Source organism: Streptomyces sp. NPDC050433 (assembly GCF_044458565.1).
Classification (GTDB): Bacteria; Actinomycetota; Actinomycetes; order Streptomycetales; family Streptomycetaceae; genus Streptomyces.
The window spans coordinates 54,056-73,044 of sequence record NZ_JBITIB010000015.1; the positions used below are offsets into that span (position 1 = coordinate 54,056).

General features: G+C 68.8%; 17 protein-coding genes and 1 pseudogene. 8 read left to right on the plus strand and 10 right to left on the minus strand.

The genetic code is table 11. The features are described 5' to 3' along the window. Positions 1-8 precede the first annotated feature (8 nt). Genes ACIBLA_RS19740 through ACIBLA_RS19750 form a run of 3 tightly spaced genes read left to right on the plus strand, consistent with a single transcriptional unit; the run spans position 9 to position 1,791 of the window. Positions 9-266, plus strand: a complete 258-nt coding sequence (locus ACIBLA_RS19740; protein ID WP_399199290.1) for an acyl carrier protein — start codon at positions 9-11, stop codon at positions 264-266. Beyond that, the gene (gene fabG, locus ACIBLA_RS19745) at positions 263-1,003 is read left to right on the plus strand and encodes a 3-oxoacyl-ACP reductase FabG (protein WP_363242620.1); all 741 of its coding nucleotides are present in this window, start codon (positions 263-265) and stop codon (positions 1,001-1,003) included. The genes ACIBLA_RS19740 and fabG overlap by 4 nt, the downstream gene beginning before the upstream one ends. A 17-nt stretch (positions 1,004-1,020) precedes the next feature. Continuing rightward, complete coding sequence (locus ACIBLA_RS19750) at positions 1,021-1,791, plus strand: thioesterase II family protein (RefSeq protein WP_399199291.1); 771 nt, start codon at positions 1,021-1,023, stop codon at positions 1,789-1,791. 4 nt (positions 1,792-1,795) lie between these two features. Here ACIBLA_RS19750 and ACIBLA_RS19755 read toward each other — a convergent pair whose 3' ends face one another. The 8 genes from ACIBLA_RS19755 to ACIBLA_RS19790 form a co-directional block, all read right to left on the minus strand. Beyond that, positions 1,796-2,269: a DinB family protein gene (locus ACIBLA_RS19755; protein WP_399199292.1), complete on the minus strand. Its 474-nt coding sequence runs from the start codon at positions 2,267-2,269 to the stop codon at positions 1,796-1,798. Between the two features lie 141 nt (positions 2,270-2,410). Then, positions 2,411-3,094 (minus strand): 2'-5' RNA ligase family protein, encoded by a 684-nt coding sequence (locus ACIBLA_RS19760; protein WP_399199293.1) that lies wholly within the window; start codon positions 3,092-3,094, stop codon positions 2,411-2,413. After that, entirely contained in the window at positions 3,091-4,515 is a 1,425-nt protein-coding gene (locus tag ACIBLA_RS19765; RefSeq protein WP_399199294.1) for an extracellular solute-binding protein, read from the minus strand. The genes ACIBLA_RS19760 and ACIBLA_RS19765 overlap by 4 nt, the downstream gene beginning before the upstream one ends. Before the next feature lie 71 nt (positions 4,516-4,586). Continuing rightward, positions 4,587-5,414 (minus strand): carbohydrate ABC transporter permease, encoded by an 828-nt coding sequence (locus ACIBLA_RS19770; protein ID WP_399199295.1) that lies wholly within the window; start codon positions 5,412-5,414, stop codon positions 4,587-4,589. After that, positions 5,411-6,346: a carbohydrate ABC transporter permease gene (locus ACIBLA_RS19775; RefSeq protein ID WP_399199296.1), complete on the minus strand. Its 936-nt coding sequence runs from the start codon at positions 6,344-6,346 to the stop codon at positions 5,411-5,413. Before ACIBLA_RS19775 ends, ACIBLA_RS19770 begins: the two co-directional genes overlap by 4 nt. A gap of 77 nt (positions 6,347-6,423) precedes the next feature. Next, positions 6,424-7,443, minus strand: coding sequence for a LacI family DNA-binding transcriptional regulator (locus ACIBLA_RS19780; RefSeq protein WP_399199297.1), 1,020 nt, complete (start codon positions 7,441-7,443; stop codon positions 6,424-6,426). Continuing rightward, positions 7,436-8,059 carry an HAD family phosphatase gene (locus tag ACIBLA_RS19785; protein WP_363242628.1) on the minus strand — a complete coding sequence of 208 codons (624 nt, stop codon included), beginning with the start codon at positions 8,057-8,059 and terminating at the stop codon, positions 7,436-7,438. The genes ACIBLA_RS19780 and ACIBLA_RS19785 overlap by 8 nt, the downstream gene beginning before the upstream one ends. Positions 8,060-8,170: 111 nt before the next feature. After that, the gene (locus tag ACIBLA_RS19790) at positions 8,171-8,443 is read right to left on the minus strand and encodes a DUF1876 domain-containing protein (protein ID WP_363242629.1); all 273 of its coding nucleotides are present in this window, start codon (positions 8,441-8,443) and stop codon (positions 8,171-8,173) included. Between the two features lie 448 nt (positions 8,444-8,891). Here ACIBLA_RS19790 and ACIBLA_RS19795 point away from each other — a divergent pair, with 448 nt between their 5' ends. The 3 genes from ACIBLA_RS19795 (at position 8,892) to ACIBLA_RS19805 (ending at position 12,590) form a co-directional block, all read left to right on the plus strand. Beyond that, positions 8,892-9,833, plus strand: a complete 942-nt coding sequence (locus ACIBLA_RS19795) for an endo-beta-N-acetylglucosaminidase H (RefSeq protein WP_399199354.1) — start codon at positions 8,892-8,894, stop codon at positions 9,831-9,833. A 279-nt stretch (positions 9,834-10,112) separates the two neighbouring features. Then, complete coding sequence (locus tag ACIBLA_RS19800) at positions 10,113-11,669, plus strand: amidohydrolase family protein (protein WP_399199298.1); 1,557 nt, start codon at positions 10,113-10,115, stop codon at positions 11,667-11,669. 51 nt (positions 11,670-11,720) lie between these two features. Further along, a complete protein-coding gene (locus ACIBLA_RS19805) occupies positions 11,721-12,590 on the plus strand; it encodes a hypothetical protein (RefSeq protein WP_363242631.1) in 870 nt (289 codons plus the stop codon). A gap of 352 nt (positions 12,591-12,942) precedes the next feature. Here the strand turns inward: ACIBLA_RS19805 and ACIBLA_RS19810 are convergent, their stop codons facing one another. Then, a complete protein-coding gene (locus ACIBLA_RS19810) occupies positions 12,943-14,454 on the minus strand; it encodes an esterase/lipase family protein (protein ID WP_399199299.1) in 1,512 nt (503 codons plus the stop codon). Positions 14,455-14,741: 287 nt separating this feature from the next. Here ACIBLA_RS19810 and ACIBLA_RS19815 point away from each other — a divergent pair, with 287 nt between their 5' ends. Then, a complete protein-coding gene (locus ACIBLA_RS19815) occupies positions 14,742-15,086 on the plus strand; it encodes a LysM domain-containing protein (RefSeq protein ID WP_363242633.1) in 345 nt (114 codons plus the stop codon). 123 nt (positions 15,087-15,209) lie between these two features. Here the strand turns inward: ACIBLA_RS19815 and ACIBLA_RS19820 are convergent. Further along, a pseudogene (locus tag ACIBLA_RS19820) lies at positions 15,210-15,395 on the minus strand (IS256 family transposase); the annotation flags it as partial. A gap of 627 nt (positions 15,396-16,022) precedes the next feature. On the opposite strand from ACIBLA_RS19820, the gene ACIBLA_RS19825 reads away from it, so the two are divergent. Further along, complete coding sequence (locus ACIBLA_RS19825; protein WP_399199300.1) at positions 16,023-18,782, plus strand: SpoIIE family protein phosphatase; 2,760 nt, start codon at positions 16,023-16,025, stop codon at positions 18,780-18,782. The last annotated feature ends 207 nt before the right edge of the window (positions 18,783-18,989 follow it).

Sequence of the window (18,989 nt, forward strand, 5' to 3'; positions counted from 1 at the left end):
AATCCGCGGTGGAATCGGCAGTGGACTTCGAGGAATTGCGCCTCATCGTCGCCCAATCCCTCGAAATGGAACCCGAAGAGGTCGGTGACAGCGACCACTTCGCCGAAGACCTCGAAATGGACTCGCTGATGGCGCTGGAGATATCCACCCGGCTGGAGAGGCGTTACGCCGTAGCGGTCCACGACACCTCGGTCGGCGCCGTACAGAATCTCACCGAATTGCGCGATCTGATCGAAATCCTGCTGACAGAGGGGTCCCCGGCGTGACGGAAAGACGCGTCGCGCTGGTGAGCGGCGGCTCAAGAGGAATCGGCCGGGCGGTTGTCACCAGACTGGCCCAGGACGGATTCGACGTCGCCTTCTGCTACCTCGCCCGCGCCGACGCCGCCAAGGAGACCGAACGGCAGGCCTCCGCGCTCGGCTCCCGCGTCTTCGCCATGCGGGTCGATGTCGCGGACGCCGACGAGAGCCGCGCCTTCCTCGCCGCGACGGAGAACGAACTCGGCCCGGTCGACGCCGTGGTGACCGCCGCGGGCATCACCCGCGACAAGCCGCTGGCGATGATGGAGGACGCCCAGTGGCATGACGTACTGACCACCAACCTGGACGGCACGTACCACATCTGCCGTCCCGCCATCGAACGGATGGTCAGGCGCCGGGCGGGCTCGCTGGTGACCCTCTCCTCGGTCGCGGGGATCCACGGCAGCGTCGGCCAGACCAACTACTCCGCCGCCAAGGCCGGGATCATCGGATTCACTCGGGCCATGGCGAAGGAGTACGGCCGATTCGGCGTACGGGCCAACTCCGTGGCGCCGGGATTCATCGAGACGGAGATGACGGACGGCCTGTCCGAGCGGGCGAGGAAGAAGTATCTCGGCCAGATCCCGCTGTCGAGGTTCGGGGCGTCGGAGGAGGTGGCCGATCTGGTCTCGTTCCTCCTGTCGGCCCGTGCCTCCTACATCACCGGCCAAGTGCTGAGCGTCGACGGCGGGTTGATGATGTGACGAAGGGCAGGACGCGTATGAGACCCATCGCCCCACTCGGCCCGGTCACCCGGCGCAGACCTGTCGACGACCCCGCCGTGCGGCTGTTCTTCTTCCACCACGCGGGCGGCTCCCATCTGCTCTACCGCGGCTGGACACGCCACTTCCCGGACGACTGGGACATCTGCCTTCTGGACGCGCCCGGCCGCGGCAACGCGCAGGCCCTCCCTCTCATCGACAACTGCGCCGACCTGGTGGCCTTCTTCGACGACACCCTCACACCGCTGCTGAACCGGCCGTTCGCGTTCTTCGGCCATAGCGTGGGCGCCCGTGTGGCGTACGGGCTCACGCGCCGCCTCGCGGACACGAACCGCCAACTGCCCCTCTGGCTGGGGGTGTCGTCCTTCCGCGCACCGCAGCCGGATGCGGCGGGGCCGCCACTGGGCCGGAGCCTGGAATCCGACGCGGCGCTACGTGACTGGCTACGGGACACGGGCGGCGCCCCGGACCGCCTGCTGAGCGACGACAGCCTGTGGAACGCGTTCGCTCCCGTACTCCGCGGCGACCTGGGACTCGCCGACACCTGGGACCGCGACCCGCCGGGAACGCCCCTGCCGGTGCCGCTGACGGTCTTCGGCGGCGCGGACGACACCGTCGTCGTCCGCCACCAGCTGATCACCTGGCCCCGTCTGACGGACAACTTCCTCGGGCTGCACACCTATTCGGGCGCACACTTCTATCTGACCGACCACCGGGAGGAGTTGACCCGGCGCATCACCCGTACGGTGGGCGCCCTGCTCCACCCGTGAACGCTCAGCGCCCGACGGCCCCGTCGATCTGCTCCCGGAGGATGTCGGCGTGCCCCGCGTGGCGCCCCGTCTCCTCGATCATATGGACCAGCACCCACCGCATCGTCGGAACGGACGCCGGACGCGGGGGATGCGGGATGGGAAGGCTCAGGTCCGTACACCCTCCGATCACCCGGTTCGCCTGCTCGACGGCCTCCCGGTAGCCGGCGAGCAGTTGCTCCGCGGTCTCCTCCGGGGCGGGCCGCATGGTCGCGGCCCAGTCGGCCGGGTTCTCGCCCAGGAAGTGGAACCGTTCGACGGCAGTGAGGTGTTTGACCAGCCCCAGCACACTGGTGCCCGACGGCACGCCGGACGTGCGGCCCTCTGGCTCCGGCGCGCCGGTCGCCTTGTCCCCGACGGCGTCGCGCAGATAGTTGAGAAAGCCGAGGAGAGTGGTCTTCTCGTCGGCGTCGACGCGTGGCGGCCTCGTGTCGGTCATCAGGATCCTCCCTCGGGACATCGAGCTGATCACAGCTCGTGGACCCCACCATGCCCACACACCGTGCGACGAGCAAACCATCTTGCCGCAACGGCAATCGCCTCCGGAGGCCTGTACGTCGTCCGTCGAGGGCTGACGCACTCAGCGCCGCAGTCGCCAGGTGTGGACGTGCTCCCAGGTGAGGGTCTGCCACCAGCGGCCCGTCCAGTCGTCGCTGCGGGTGCGGTAGAGAGTGACCGTGTCACCGGGGAAGCTCTCGGGGAACGGCACGGGTAGCCCACCGACGTACTCCTCGACCTCTTCGGACAGGTCGGGGCGTACGTACATGTCGTGCGAGACCAGCGAGAGGTGCGCCCGGAAGGTGTCCCTGTCGAAACGGTGTTCCGCGGGGTTCGGTGCCGGGGACCGAAGGGGTGCGACGGCCTTGTCGACGCGGGCGGCGAGGTCCACGAAGGCGGGGTTCGGTGTGATGCCGTCGGCGAGATGGTGGACGTCGTAGACGAGTCCCACTCCCTGACGTCGGACGCCGGCGTTGTGGACGGTGAAGGGAGCGGCCTCGGCCAGGCCTCTGGTCACCGCGCCGACGATCGCTCCGACGGGCTCCGTGATGTGGCAGCTGCCGACCAGGGTCGCGTGGGGCGGGAACGCGCCGGCCGAGACGATCCCGTACTGCGCCCGCAACTGCGTGGTGACGGCGGTGACGGCGGCGCAGGTCGTGGGATCGGGGCGGAGGTAGACGCCGTAGCGGTACGGGTCACCGGGAGCCTGCGCGAATCGGCTGGCCGATTCGGCCGGGGTGGGGTTCGGGGTCACGATCGCGGTCACTGTCCTGCCTGCTTCCGGTAGTCCTGGATCTTGGCGGTCGCCGCCTTCTCCGCCGCCTTCAGGGCGCTGTCGAGGGAGGTCTTACCGCTGAACGCCTGCTGCATCGCGGGTACGACCTCGGCACGTACGCCCGTCATGGCTCCGGTGAGGCAGCCTGAGGTGGCCGTCGTGGCCGGGGTTTCGGCGAACTGCTTGCCGAGCACGGCATAGGGCTCGTTCTTGGTGAGGAACTGCTTCCAGGCGGGCGAGTTGTCGACGCCGGTGTTGATCGGGGCGTAGCCGGATGCCTCGGCGAACCGTTCCTGCGCCTCGGCCGAAGCGAGGTAGCTGACCACCTTCCAGCTCGCCACCTGCTCGGCCTCGCTGTGTCCTGCCTGGTCCACCCACATCGCGGCACCGCCGACCGCCGGCCCCGCGGTGCCCTTCGAACCCGACAGGGGATAGGGCAGCGCGGTGTAGTCCGTCATGCCCGACTCCTTCAGGCCGCCGATGGCGCCGCTGGAGTTGAACATCATGGCCGTCTTGCCTGTGGCGAAGGCCGACAGGGCCGCGTTGCCGTCGACGCCGGTGTCGAGTGCGACGCCGTCGGTGTAGAGCTCCGCCATCGTGCCGATCGCGGCGCGCTGCGGCGCGCTCGTCAGCTTCAGCGCCGTGGCTCCGTCCTCCTCGCGGCCGTTGTACGGCGTGCAGTAGGGGACCCCGGCCGCGGCGGTGAGTTGCTCGAACCACCAGCCGTCCAGAGGCATGTCGATGCCCTTGACTCCGGACACCTCGGCGTGGATCTTGCGGGCGGCCGCTGCCACGCCCTTCAGCGTGCCGAGGGTGGAGCGGTCCACACCCGCTCGGTCCAGCAGCTTGTCGTTGACGTACAGCAGGGGCATGGACGTGTTGAGAGGAACCGCGAGCAACTCGCCGTCGGCCGTGTAGTAGTTGCGCGCGGCCGGGCGGAGCTGGTCGAGGTCGAGGTCCTTCGGGTTGGCGGCGGCCATCGCCTGGGCGGAGACGGTCTGCTTGGTGTCGCGCAGATAGCCGGTGGTGATGTCGTTGGAGACCATGATGCTCGGCGTGCCGCCGTCGCGGGTCGCGGAGGTGTACTTGGCGATCGCGTCGGCGTAGTTGCCCTGGAACGACGCCTTGACCGAGATCTTTCCGGTGTTGGCCTTGTTGAACGCGTCGATCTCCTTCTGGAGCGCTTCCCCGGCGGGGCCGCCGACCCCGTGCCACAGGGTCACGGTCACCGGCCCCTTGGCCGCTGCCAGCGCTGACGGTCCCGGTGCGGCTCCGGTGGCCTCCTCGCCGGAACCGCCGCAGGCGGTGAGTGTCGTGGCGGTGACGGTCGTCAGGAGTGCGGCCAGGAGGGGCAGTTTTCCGGGACGCGAGGATCGCGAGGATCGCGGGAATCGGGAGGATGGTGAGGACATGGCGGATCGTCTTCCTTCTCGGAACATGTCTTGGTACATGCGTGACGGTGGGTGGGTGGCAGGTGGGGCGACTACGCGGTCACCCGCGCGGCGAGGCCCCGGACCAGGAAGCGCTGCCCGAACAGGACGAGCAGCAGGGTCGGCAGCAGGACGAGCAGGGTGCCCGCGTAGATCACGGCCGGGGTGGCGGCCTGGTCGACGACGAGTTGGGCGAGGCCGACCTGGATGGTGCGCCTCTGGGGGGAGTCGGTGATCAGCAGCGGCCAGAAGTAGCCGTTCCACGCCGACAGGGCGCACCACATCGCCGCCGTGATCAACTGCGGCCGTGCCATGGGCAGTACGACGTGCAGCAGGGCCCGCAGTTCACCGCAGCCGTCCAGTCGTGCGGCCTCCCAGGTCTCCCGCGGCAGCGCGAGGAACGCCTGGCGGAGCAGGAAGACCGCGTAGCCGGCGGCCAGGTACGGGATGACGATCCCGAGCAGGGTGTCGCGCAGCCCGAGCCCGGTGGCGGTTTCGAAGTTGGGGATGACCAGGCTCTCTCCGGGAAACGCCAGGGTGGCCAGCACCAGCGCGAAGGCGATGCCCCGGCCGCGCCAGCGCGGAAAGACGAGCGCGTACGCGGCCAGTGCGGCGGTGGTCAGTTGGGCGGCTGCCTGGAGGGCGGTGACGGCCACGCTGACCAGGTACTGCCGGGCCAGCGGAGCGGAGTCCAGGGCCGCGCGCACGTTGTCGAGGGTCAGTCGGCCCGGCACCGGTATGAGGCGGCCGGCGGCGACATCACCCGGCGGGAGGAGGGCGGTGACGACGGTGACGTACACGGGGAAAGTGACGAGCACGACCACGACACCCAGCCACAGCCAGCGCAGCACGGAACCGGCCTGAACGCGTTTGCTGTTCACGCCCACCTCCTCAGCACCCGGAACTGGATCGCGGTGATCACCAGGACGAGGGCCAGCAGGACCACGGCCAGGGTCGAGGCCAGGCCCACCTGGGGCAACGCCTCACCGAACGCGCGCTGGTACAGCTCGTACACCAGCGTGGACGTGGCGCCGGCCGGGCCGCCACGGGTGAGCACCTGTACCTGGGTGAACACCTGCAGACCACTGATGGTCTGGGTGACCAGGAGGAACACCAGGCTCGGCCGGAGCATGGGGATGATCACCGACCGGGCCAGCCGCAGTCCCGAGGCGCCGTCGAGCGCCGCGGCCTCGATGACCTCCTGATCGAGCTGGCTCAGCGCGGCCAGCAGTACGAGGAAGGCGAAGCCGAACTCGTACCAGGCAGTGGCGATCGAGATGCTGAGGACCGCCCACGCCGGAGACTGGAGCCACTGCGGCCCCGTGACGCCGAGGTGGGTCAGCACCTGGTTGAGCGTCCCGACCGCCGGCGCGAACAAGCCCGCGAACACGGCCGACGCCGCCGCAGCCGAGTAGGCGAACGGCAGGGACAGCAGCACCGACACCACGGCACGGGGCTTCCGGGCGGCCCGGCGCAGCGGAAGCGCCGCGGCGAGCGCCCCGCCCACGGAGAGCAGCACGCTGAGCCCGGCGATCGTCCCGGTGGCGAGCAGTGCACGCTGGAGGTCCGGGTCGGCGACCACGTCGACGTAGTGCGCGACGCCGACGAACCGGGTGGGGTCACCCAGCAGATCGGTGTCGTACAGGCTCAGGGCGACGCCGCGGACGACCGGCCAGTACGCGAAGACGAGTAGCAGTCCGACGCACGGCAGGACCATCAGCGGACCGGCCAGGGTGGCCGGACGTGGTCCGGCCGATCCGCGCGGTCTGCGCGGGCTGCCGCGTCGACGGCGGAGTGGAACGTTCCCAATCATGAGTGGAACGTTCCCACTCCGCGCACGTCCACCGAAGGGCCCGACGGGTGAACAATCCGTAAATTGCCGTTCGGGTCTCAGTCGTGAGGCAGCGGAGACGCCGTCGTCCGGCCCGCCACCAGCGCGCCGGGCAGCGCGCGGTGATGGTCCGGCGGCTGCTCACCGTCGAGCAGCTGCACCAAGGCGTCGACGGCCCCGCCGCCGATGAGGTCGATCGGCTGGCGCCAGTGCGTCAGCCCGATCAGGGACGTGGTCAGGTCCCCGACGCCGTCGTAGCCGGTGACGGACAGCCTGTCCGGCACGCCCACGCCCCGGAGCCGTAGTTGCTCCAGGAGAGCGACCGCGTGACGGTCGCTGGGAGCCATCACCGCGGTGATCGCCGGATGCCTCAGGACCTGCGTCGCCCACGCGCCGGCCGTCTCCCGGTGCGGTCCCGGAATCTCCAGCACACGCGCTCCGCGCTCCCGCAGGCGGCGGACCATGGCCCGGGTCCGCGGCCCCATCGTCACGGAGCTGCTCGCCGGCACCGTGACCACCGCGACCTCGCGGTGCCCCAGTTCGACGAGGTGGTCCGCCAGGGCGGAACCGCCCTCCTCCTCGTCGCAGTACACACTGGTGATGCTCGGATGGGTCTCCGGGCGTCCGGCCACCACGGTCGGCAACCGCTCGGCGAAGGGCAGGATCTGCTCGCTCGACAGCAGCCCGCTGCACACGACCAGCGCCTCGACCCGCAGCATCGCTAGAGTCTCCAGAGCCCGGTACTCGTCGCTCACCTCGAACCCGCCGGACCCGGTCGCGGTGACCACTCGGTAGCCGTGGAAGGCGGCGCGCTCCTGCATCGCGGTGAGCAGGTGACCGTAGAAGGGCGTCGCGGCGTCACGCACGAACGCCCCGACGGTGTACGTACGGCGGGCCACCATGGCACGGGCGGACGCGTTGACGACGTAGCCCAACTCCCGCGCGGCTTCGAGGACCCGCTGCCGGGTCTCCTCGCCCACGCTGCCGCGCCCCGAGACGACGCGGGACACCACCGACTTGGACACCCCGGCCCGCCCGGCCACATCTATGATCGTCGGGTTGCGCGGCCGGTCAGCCATCGAGCACGCCCTCGCCCGCCAGCGCCGCTGCCGCGGCCTCGCCCGACGTCCACACGTGCGCGTTCCAGCCGTGCGCACGGGCCGCCGCGACGTTCTCCGGCCGGTCGTCGAAGAACACGATCTCCGACGGTGACCGGCCCAGCCGTTCGCCGGCGGCCCGGTACACGAGCGGGTCCGGTTTCATCAGGCCGAGGTCCGACGAGAAGACCAGCGTCTCGAAGCAACCGCTCCACGACGCCCGGCGGACGACCCGCGCCAGCGAGGCCGGGGCGTTGGAGAGGATCCCCAACGGCGTCCCACGCTCCGTCAGCAGGGCGAGCAGAGCGGCGGCATCGGGTTCGAGAGTGGCCCAGCACTCGGTGTCGATCCGATCGAGCCGCTCGACCCACGCTGCGTCGATCCGGCGCCCCAGCGCCTCGGCGATCGGACGCCAGTACGCCTCCGGGGAGGCGCCCAGGTCGTAGGCATCCCGGTGGGTCCAGTAGGGCTCGGCCAGTTCGGACTCGGGTACGTCGAGGGCCTCGGCGAGGGCGGCCTGCGCGCGACCCGACGGCGCGAGGACGCCGCCGAGATCCCAGACGACGATGGTCGGCGAAGTATTTTGGGAACGTTCCACATCGGGATGATAGCGGGACTCGGCCCGGCCCGGTGAAGATACTCGCTTCGGCTTTCTGCTGCGGGCCGGCTCTGCCGCCCGATCGGCCCGAGGGCTGCCGGAACCGCGTCCTCAGTGGGTGATCGGGTGCGAGTGACGGCCCGACGTCTCGTCGATCTCCGAGTGCGCCTTCTCAAGGAGCTGCGACGCGATGTCCGCCAGGGCCCGCGAGCCCGCGATCTCCTCGCCCACCCGCGGTTGCTCCGAGTCGGTCGGGTGCCGCAACGCGTAGCCCCGGCCCCTCAGCTCCGAGCCGTCGGCAAGTCTGACCAGCGCCGCCGCGGTGGTGCGGTTGCCCTCCTCGGTGAACTGAAGCTCGACGTGCCATCCGACGAGCGTGAACATGATGAACCACCTCCAGGTCCCCCGGTGTCGTGCATCGCATGACGCCCCTCTTCCAGACTGCGCCCGGCCCAGCCCCCGAGCCACTCGAAGCGGATTCCCGGCGGACCGGCGCAAGCAGCCGCCGAGCTGAGGCGCCGATCGACCACACGCATCCCGGACACCCGCTGGGACGCCTACTGTCCGAGGGCCGCGCGGGTGTCCCCCCGGCCGCTGTGAGCGCACCCGGAGGCCGGCTGCCCGCCGCGCAATGAGGCCTGGACCTCCGAGGGCCCGCCGATCGCGCCAATTACCTTACATAGAGGCCGGGTTGTGGTGGAAGGTGCGTGGAAGTCGTGAGAGTTCGTACAAGATTCCCGGGATTCGGTAACGGCGGCGGAAAACTTGGAGGGCTCACTCGGCGCTTCGAACAGGTCGGGCGCCGATCCACGCGATGGGAGACCGATCAACGATGCTCACTCTGGTACGGAGCAGAGTGCGGACGGCCGCACTCGCGCTCTCGGCCGTCGCGGCCCTCGCCTTCGGCACGACCGCAACGACCGGCGCGACAGCGGCTCCCGCTCCCGCTCCCGGTCCCGCTCCCGCTCCCGCGAAACAGGGGCCCACCTCGGTGGCGTACGTCGAGGTGAACAACCACAGCATGCTGAACGTGGGCAAGTACACCCTCGCCAACGGCGGCGGCAACGTCTTCGACGTCGCCATCATTTTCGCGGCGAACATCAACTACGACACGGGCACGAAGACGGCGTATCTGCACTTCAACGAGAACGTGCAGCGCGTCCTCGACAACGCCGCCACGGAGATACGGCCGTTGCAGCAGAAAGGCATCAAGGTCGTCCTCTCGGTGCTCGGCAACCACCAGGGCGCGGGCTTCGCCAACTTCCCGACGCAGCAGGCGGCTTCGGCGTTCGCCAAGCAGCTGTCGGACGCCGTGGCCCGGTACGGCCTCGACGGCATCGACTTCGACGACGAGTACGCGCAGTACGGCAACAACGGCACCGGTCAGCCCAACGACAGCTCGTTCGTTCACCTGGTGACCGCGCTGCGCGCGAACATGCCGGACAAGATCATCAGCCTCTACAACATCGGCCCGGCCGCGTCGCGGCTCTCGTACGGCGGCGTCGACCTCTCGTCCAAATTCGACTACGCCTGGAACCCGTACTACGGCTCCTGGCAGGTCCCCCGCATCGCACTGCCCAAGTCGAACCTGTCGCCGGCGGCCGTCGAGATCGGCCGGACCTCGCAGAGCACGGCCGCCGACCTGGCCCGCCGCACCGTCAGCGAGGGGTACGGCGTCTACCTGACGTACAACCTCGACGGCGCCAATCGCAGCGCCGACGTCTCCGCGTTCACCAGGCAGCTGTACGGCAGCGAGGCCAGCTACACACCGTAGGGCGCCCGCAGGCGCCGTAACCCACGCAGGCCGCGCCTTCGACAGCGATGTCGGAGGCGCGGTCGCACGTTTTCCTGGTCCAAACGAGCGATCAATGCTGACCTTTAGTAATCAATTGATGACTTTAAGTCATTTTGTCTGTTAGGTGGCGTCACCGGTCAGAACGCCTCCACCAAGGTCGGGCGAGAGGATGCCTGCATGCCGCCTGGATCCGACGGTCCGACGACGCACCGCTTCGCACTGCGCGGCCGTATCGTCACCCTTGACGACAACGGCACGGTGCTCGACGACGGCGTCCTCTACGTCAGTGGCCGGTCCATCGACGCCGTGCTCCCGGCCGGGGCACCGGCTCCACCGGGTTTCGGACACGTGACTCCTGTCGTGACCGCCGGCACCGTGTATCCCGGCCTGATCGAGCTCCACAATCACCTGCCTTACGACGTCCTGCCGTTGTGGAACGTGCCGAAGAAGTACGGCAACCGCTCGCAGTGGGGCGGCAGCGGGAATCCGGCCTATCGCACCTTGGTCACCGGACCGATGCGGGTGCTCGGGGAAGATCCGAAGCTGATGCCCGCCGTGGTGCGCTACGTCGAGGCCAAGGCGATGTTCAACGGAACCACGACCACGCAGGGCATCGCCCTGTTCAGCAACGCCGGGGCGCGCCGGATGTACCGGGGAATCGTCCGCAACGTGGAGGAGACCGACGATCCCGAGCTGCCCGAGGCCAACTCCCGGATCGCCGATGTGGTGGCAGCCGACGCCGAGAAGTTCCTGGCGCGTCTCAAGCAGCCGCACCGGCTGCTGCTCCACCTGGCCGAGGGCACGGACAAGGCAGCTCGGGATCATTTCCTGGCCCTCAAGATCGAGGAGGGCCGGTGGGCGATTACGGAGAACCTGGTCGGCATTCACTGCACCGGGCTCGCGGCCGAGGACTTTCAGGTCTTGGCCGACCACGGCGGCTCGATGGTGTGGTCACCGTTGTCGAACCTGCTGCTGTACGGGCGGACCGCCGACATTGCCGCTGCCCGCCGGGCCGGTGTGCTCATCGGGTTGGGTTCGGACTGGTCGGTCTCGGGCAGCAAGGGTCTCCTGGGTGAGCTCAAAGCCGCCCGGCTGGCCGCCGACGCCGACGAAGTGGAGCTCAGTGACCGGGAGTTGGTGGCCATGGCCACCAGGGACGCGGCCCGGATCTTGGGTTGGGAACGCGCCGTGGGTTCATTGCGGCCTGGCCTGCGTGCCGACCTGTTGATCACCGCCGGCACGGCCGGCGACCCCTACACGGCACTCATCCAGGCCGCGGACACCGACATCCGGTTGGTCGTCATCGACGGCGTCGCGCGCTACGGCCTCCGCGACCTGGTCAAGGCCCTGGCATCCGCCGAGGAACTGGAAGAGGTGTCCGTGACCGGGCGGGGCAAGCGTGTCGTCAACCTGCACGACGAGGCCGCAGATCCCCTTGTCGCCGGTCTGACGCTGGCTGAGGCGGCCGATCGGCTGACCACCGCCCTGGCCGACCTGCCCGCGCTCGCGGCCCGCACCCCACAGCCGACACCGCTGACCGGCGCGGCCGTGGGTGGCGTGCGCTGGCAGCTTGCACTGGACGAACTAGCCCCGACCGGCGCCGAGTTGCGCCCACGACTACCCCTGTCGGCCGCTGGGGGAACACACCGCACAGGCCCAGAACTGGGGCCGATGACGGCAGCGGTCGGCGCTCTCGCGCCCATCGTGCTCGACGGCCTCACCGCCAGTTCCGACAGCGCTTTCGCGGCGGCCCTGGCTCACGAGAACAACCTGCCCGCCGGCTTTGGCGCCCGGCTGGCCCGGCTACTCACCTGACCTTCTCATCCGGTGCAGCCGCACCCACGCCGACAGAACAGGAGCCCCGTCATGCTTGTCACTCAGCTCGCTCTGGTGTCCGAGACTCGCCAGATCACTTCCTCTCAGCTCAACCGGGTGGCCGCTGCCCTACAGAAACAGGCGATGCGGGACTTTTCCCCCATCTGGAAGACCCGGGCCACCGTCGACGCTTTCGACAAGCTCGACGACGTGCCGGTGGGCTACTGGCCGATGATCGTCAAGGACGACATCAACCAGGAGGGGGCCGCCGGTGTTCATCTCGACAAGAACGGCCAGCCCTTCTCCCTGATCGAATACAGCGACAGCTGGTCGCTCACCGCCAGCCACGAAATGCTTGAGATGCTCGGTGATCCCGGCGGCAACCGCCTGGTCGCCGGCCAGTCCCCGAAGTCCGGCCAGGGGGTGGTGGAGTTCCTGGTGGAGGTCGCCGACCCGTCCGAGGCACCGGAGAACGGCTACACCATCAACGGCCTGTTGATGTCGGACTTCTTCACGCCCCACTTCTACGACCCGGTCGCGGCACCCGGTGTGCGCTACAGCTTCACCGGCAAGGTGGACGGGCCGCGCAAGATTCTGCCCGGCGGCTACATCAGCTGGCACGACCCGGTCGGTGACCACTGGTGGCAGCAGGTCTGGTTCGGTACCAAAGAGCCCAAGTTCGTCGACCTGGGCCGACTGACGGCCAGGGCCGGAAGCCTCCGGGCGGCCATCGATTCCCGCACCGGGACGATCACGCGCATCGCCCGCAGTGGTCCGCAGTCCGATCGTTTCGCGGCTGCCCGCACGTTGACCGCGGCGGCCAAGCAGTCCACCGCCTCCCGGGCCAATGGATGGCGCAGCCGGATCGAGGAGCTGCAGGCCGAACCGGTCGTCGAGGGCACCTGGGAGGACGCGGAGTAGGACAGCGGAGTAGGACAATGGAAGCGACGTTGGCATCAGGTCGCCTGAGACGGAGGGCGCACCGTGACTGAGAATGAGAAGAGCGCCAAGGACCGTGCCGATCAGCTGCATGAACTGATCGACCGGCTCACCGACGGCGCGGTTCGCCCCGACGCTCCTGCTCCGACCGGATCCCGCGGGGAAAGCTTGCGCGAGGCCGTTCACCGTCGGATGCGCGAACTCCGTGCTCCTGGGAATGGGAGGAAGGAAGAGCCGGCTCCGGACGACGAGTCCGCTTGACGGCGGACGGCAGTCGGCCCTCATCCCCGCCATCGGCGATGTTCCGCCGAGTCGCGATGTCGTGGCAGGCCCTTCAGTCCCAGGGCGTGACTGCGAGCCGGATACTCGACCGGTCACCGAGGATCGGCACGGCGGTGGCGGGCAGTGGTATGTGCGCGACCCATGTGCCGCTCTGCGGGTCCTCGTCGCTGAGGGGCGTGCCGCCGGGTTCGTGCTGACTGATGGCGCCCGGGATGAGCGAGTTCCAAGTGGCCCAGATCCCGGGGCCGCTGTGTGCTGTACCGACGTCGACGACCAGGGTGTCGTCGAAATCAGCGGCCCGTTCGAGATGGTCGCCGAAGCTCAGGAACCCATGGTGTTCCCGTAGCGAGAGGATTCGCACGTGCAGCGCGTATCGCATGGTCCCGGAACCGGGCGGACGGGACAGGTCGCCGCACAGGAATGTCGTCGCCAGCGTGACGGCTCCGTCAGTCGCGTCGTCGGCCGGCCGGCCCGAGAGCTGGATGGGGCACCAGTGCGAGGCCAGTTGCTCGTGCATCACGATCGGCAGGCCGCGCACCGACAGTTGCACCTCGGCCTGCCATGTGACGCCGTCTCCCGAGGCGAACTGATGGTTGACCAGTGCGGCTTCGACCTTCCGGTCGCCGAAGAGGAAACGCCGTAGGTTCTGGTACCCCTCCTCGGAGTTGACCAGGCCGTACCGTCCGCTGTGGCTGCGGTGCACATACGCGCGGTGGGCTCCTGGAACATAGGCGTTCTCGATCTGGACCAGCCCGTCGCTTCGGGCGCCGACGGCGGCCGAGGACAGGCCGAGCGCGACTTCGTAGTCCTTCGGATCGGTCCCCACCAGGCAGAAGACCCGGTGCCGAGGGAAGGCCCCGTCGCGCTCGGGCATGTCACGGGCGCTCCAGGAGTCAGGACGGCCCTGCGGGTCCACGTCGTTCTCCGGGGTCAGATACTCGTACATGCGCTGCGGGCCGAAGATGTCTGCTCCGTTGATGCCGGTGGCATCCCGTATTTTCTCCAGCAGTCCGGAGCCGATATCGAAGGCGATACCTCCGTGCGGGGTTCCGTAAGTGAAGAGCTTCTCCACATAATCCGTCGGTTCGCGATTCAGATCGGGGAGGATTTTCTGCAGGAGGCATCGGCAGACGAGCCCGCCCATGGAGTGCGCGACGAGAATCACGCGCGGTGCCCCGGTCTTGGCCTGGAGTTTCTCGATCAGACGCAACAGGCCGGCTGCGGCGTCCTCCAGGCGGAACCCCTCAGGGTTCCCGCCCCATGTGCTCGCGGACACGTCGTAGAAGCGGTGCACCCAAATGCTGTTGGGCGGAATGTCGTCGTGACTGTCGAGATACGCCTCCTGGTCGCCCTCGACGAGAATACGGTAATCCTCGTCCAAATGTAGTCGCAGCAAAGGGCTTTCGAACTGGTAGAAGCTGGGTTGGTCGTCCGGACCAACTCGTACGTGGGTGGAACCCTCATTGAACCCGTAGAAGGGATCCATGACGGCGGAGTTGATCCCCGAAGCGTCACCGGCAAACCCTCGTACATATACGATCGGGAACTTGATCACATCCGTCATGAGTTCTCCCTCGTGGTCCGATGAGAACGGGGTGGGATGGGAAAGAGCACCCACAGTCCACCCGTACCGTGCCGCTCCGCATGACGCACGCCCAGGACTTTGAGCGTCACCCGCATGGCCTAATCAGCCGTTTGATCGCCCGAACGGGTGGTTGGCCGGTCTGCGAGGGGCCATCCCCGGCGCAACTGCCCCACCACAATTCATACGACGTCGCGGAGACCATTTCAGGAGCCACGTGCGCATGCTCTAACGAGCAGACCGCACCCATACGGACTATCGTTTTTTGCATGACGACACAAACGACGTACCTCACGCACTACACGGTCCAGCGGGGTAATACGCTCACCGCTATCGCCGGGATGTTCGGGACCACGGTCGAAAAGCTCGTCAAGTGGAACCGGATTGACAACCCGGACCTGATTCACCCCGGACAGCGGCTGATCGTTGGGCAGCACGACTCACCCCAGGACACCTTCTACACGGTCAAGTCCGGTGACACGCTCACCGCTATCGCCGGGAAGTTCGGGACGACCGTCGAGACGCTCGTCAAGTGGAACCGGATTGAGAACCCGGACTTGATTCACCCTGGACAGCGGCTCATCGTCGCCAAATCGGATACGACTGCGGCATGACTGAGTCCCGGCCTGACTGACTCCCTTCGATGACTCGACGGGAACGTGCGATGCGGAGGGCGCCTGACGGGCAACTTGCCCGTTGAGGCGCCCTTCGCCTGTGCTTGGAAGGAACGATGTCACTCACGCGGCCAGGTGCTCGGGGCGCTCGACCAGGACGCCGTTTTCGAACGTGGCGCCGGCGCGGACCAGGGCGACGAGGAACGTCGACTCGATCGGGTTCGTGGTCCGCAGGTGGATCCAGTGCTCGGCCGGGAAGTCGTCGAACGCCGGCAGTTCCTCGGCTTCGTCGGTGATCTTCGCGACGGCGGCCGTACGAGCGTGGTGTCAGCGGCGAGCAGCGTTGCATGGGCGGCCAAGAGAACCCCTCATTGAACACCAACAGCCACTCGGGCCCGTCTCGTTCGGACACGACGGCGCGGGTGGGCAGGTCGCCTTCGCCGACGTGACGCACCAGGTCGGATTCGCGTCCCTGACCAACCTCATGGAAGCGGGCCGCGCTCCTCCTCCAGTTCGCGGATCCTCTTCCGCGCGGCGGCGAACTCTGCTTCCACCGGGCCCGGGCCCGGGCCCGGGGCCGGTGCGGCGCAGCCGTACGCGTCGGGGAATGCGCTCCGGGGCGCGACCATTTCGCGGCCAACGCCCGGGCCGACGCGAAGCCGCCCGCTCCTTGCAGCTCCGCCGTCTGCCGCGCACGAAAGCCGTGAGGCCCGCACCGACTCGCGGGTGGGCGACCCGATGCCGCGCAGGGTGGGGCAGGTCGGCCGGCGCTGCGGTGGCTCCGAATTCTTTGAGCTCAGGAGTAATCGTGCCGGCGGTGCCGACGACGCGGACGCCCGTCGTCCATCGGCCCGCCGCTGATGGCCGCCCATCCCACGGTGCCGATATACCTGGTCTGGCACAAAATGGGCGCATGAACCGTTACGGCGGGCTTCGATGACCCCGACCCAGGCCATTCGACGTCTGATCCCGCGCACGGTGGCCGGTCAGATGTTCGTCCTGCTCGTGGTGATGGTCCTGGTCCTGGGGGCGGGCGCGGTGGCGGCGCTGGTCGTGCAGGCGGGCAACAACAGCGAGGACGTGGCCCGGGTACGCGCGCTGGCCGTCGCGGAGACCTTCTCTCGGGCACCGGGAGTGCTCGCCGCGCTGGAATCCCCCGATCCGAGCGCGAGGCTGCAACCGATCACCGAGGTGACCCGGCGCGAGACCGGGGTCGACTACATCGTCGTGACAAACACGAAAGGAGTCCGCTACACCCACCCCAACCCGGCGGAGATCGGGAAGTCCATCACCGGCACGCTTTATCCGGCCACCGCGGGCAAGCCCTTCACCGACAGGGTCCCGGGCCAAACGCTGCCGTCCCCGTCGATCCGCGCGGTGGCCCCCGTGTTCGACAAGAAGGGCTCGGTGGTGGCCCTGGTCAACGCGGGAGTGACGATCGCGGGTACGTCCGGCACCGTCAACCGGCAGCTCCCGGCGCTCCTCGGCGGCGGTGCCGCGGCGCTCGCACTGGCGACCGTGGGCGTGGCGGTGATGAGCAGACGGCTGCGACGGCAGACCCGCGGGCTCGAACCAGCCGAGATCACCCGGATGTACGAGCACCACGACGCCGTTCTGCACACGGTCCGGGAGGGCGTCCTCATCATCTCCGACGACGGCCGACTGCTGTTGGTCAACGACGAGGCACGCCGCCTGCTCGACCTGCCCCCCGACGTACCGCTGCGCGAGGTCGCAGATCTCGGACCCCGGCTCGACCAGGCCCTCATCCGGCTCCTCGCCGATGGACGCGTCGCCACGGACGAGGTCTACAAGGCGGCGGGCCGCTTCCTGGCCGTCAACCAGCAGCCGACGCGCTCGGACGGACACGCGCTGGGCAGCGTCGCCACACTCCGGGACACCACGGAACTGCGAGCGCTGGCCGGCCAGGCCACCGAGGCCCGCGAAACGCTCACGCTGCTCTACGACGCCACCGTGACCATCGGCACCACACTTGATCTGACCCGGACCGCCGAAGAACTCGCCCAGGCGGCGCTCCCGCGGTTCGCCGACTTCGCCACCGTAGACCTGTTCGAGTCGGTGCTGCAGGGGGCGGAACCGGCTCGGGAGAGGGACGAGTTGCGCCGGGTGGCGGCGGCCGGGGCAGGCGGACAGCGTCCGTTGTACCAGGCGGGCCGGACCGTCAGCTTCCACTCCTCCTCACCGCAGGCCCGGAGCTTGGCGGACGGGAGGTCTGTGCTCGAACAAGATCTGGCCGAGGCGTTCGTGGGGACGGACCAGGACCCCGCACACGCCGAGTGGCTCCGGGCACACGAGATGCGCTCGCTGATCACGGTTCCGCTGCGTGCCGGGGGCTGGGTCCTGGGCGTGACGAGCTTCTACCGGGGCGAACGGCTCGACACCTTCGACGAGGAGGACGTGTCCACCGCCGAGGAACTGGTGGGGCGCGCCGCGGTCTGCCTCGACAACGCCCGGCGCTATGCCCGCGAACACGCCATGGCCGTATCCCTCCAGCGCAGCCTGCTTCCGGGTGAACTCCCCCAGCAGAACGCGGTCGAGGCCGCGTACCGGTACATCCCGGCCCGGTCGGGGGTGGGAGGCGACTGGTTCGATGTCATCCCGCTGTCCGGTGCCCGTGTCGCCCTTGTCGTCGGGGATGTCGTCGGCCACGGGCTCCACGCCGCCGCCACCATGGGCCTCCTGCGCACCGCCGTCCTCAACTTCTCGGCACTCGATCTGGCGCCCGACGAACTCCTCACACATCTCGACGAACTCGTCAGCCGTCTCGACCAGGACGAGAACCACCGGGGCCGGGAGAGGGGAGCGGCCGCGACCGGCGGTACGGGGATCATCGGGGCCACCTGCCTGTACGCGATCTACGACCCGGTCTCCCGGCGCTGCACCATGGCCCGCGCCGGCCACCCGGGGCCCGCGATCGTCCGCCCCGACGGCACCGTCGACTTCCCTGACGTGCCTGGCGGGCCACCGCTCGGCCTCGGCGGTTTCCCCTTCGAGGTCATCGACGTGGACATCGAGGAGAACAGCGAGATCGTTCTCTACACCGACGGCCTCATCGAGAACCGTCGCCAAGACATCGACAGCGGACTGGAGCGGCTGGAGCAGGCACTCGCCCATCGTGAGCAGTCCCCGCAGCAGACGTGCGACGCGGTACTCGACGCGCTTCTGCCCGCCGATGTGGCCGATGTGAGTGATGACGTCGCCCTGCTCGTCGCCCGCACCCGCGCCCTGGACACGGACCACTTCGTCGTCTGGGACGTGCCTGTCGATCCCGCCGCCGTCGCCACCGCTCGCGCCGACGTCACGAGGAAACTCTCCTCCTGGGGGATGGACGAGGCCGCCTTCACCACGGAACTCGTCGTCAGCGAACTCGTCACCAACGCCATCCGCCACGCGATCGCCCCCATCCATCTGCGCCTCGTGCGCGACCAGGGCCTCATCTGCGAAGTCTCCGACGGCAGTAGCACCGCACCCCATCTGCGCCGCTCCACCGCGGGGGACGAAGGCGGACGCGGTCTCTTCCTCGTGGCCCAGCTCACGGAAAGCTGGGGCACCCGGTACACGTCTCGCGGAAAGACGATCTGGGCCGAACAGGCCCTGTCCCCGGCCGACGACACCGAGCCCGGCGGGCCGACCCGGCCACCGGACCCCGACGAGCCCGACCAGGCCGCCTCGCGTTGAGCGCGGTGGATACGGCTCGCACGCGCACCGGGCGAGCCTCGCTCACGCAGCTGTTGGTGTCGTACCCGCCGCCCCGTGTCGACCAGACCCGCGACGAAGCCGCGCTCGCCGTCCGGGAGTTCAGGCCGCCGGTCTCGCGCCGTTCATCCCGAGACCGCAGCCGGTAGAGCTGTGTCCAAAAACTTACTGGCCATCCATTGACTCTCT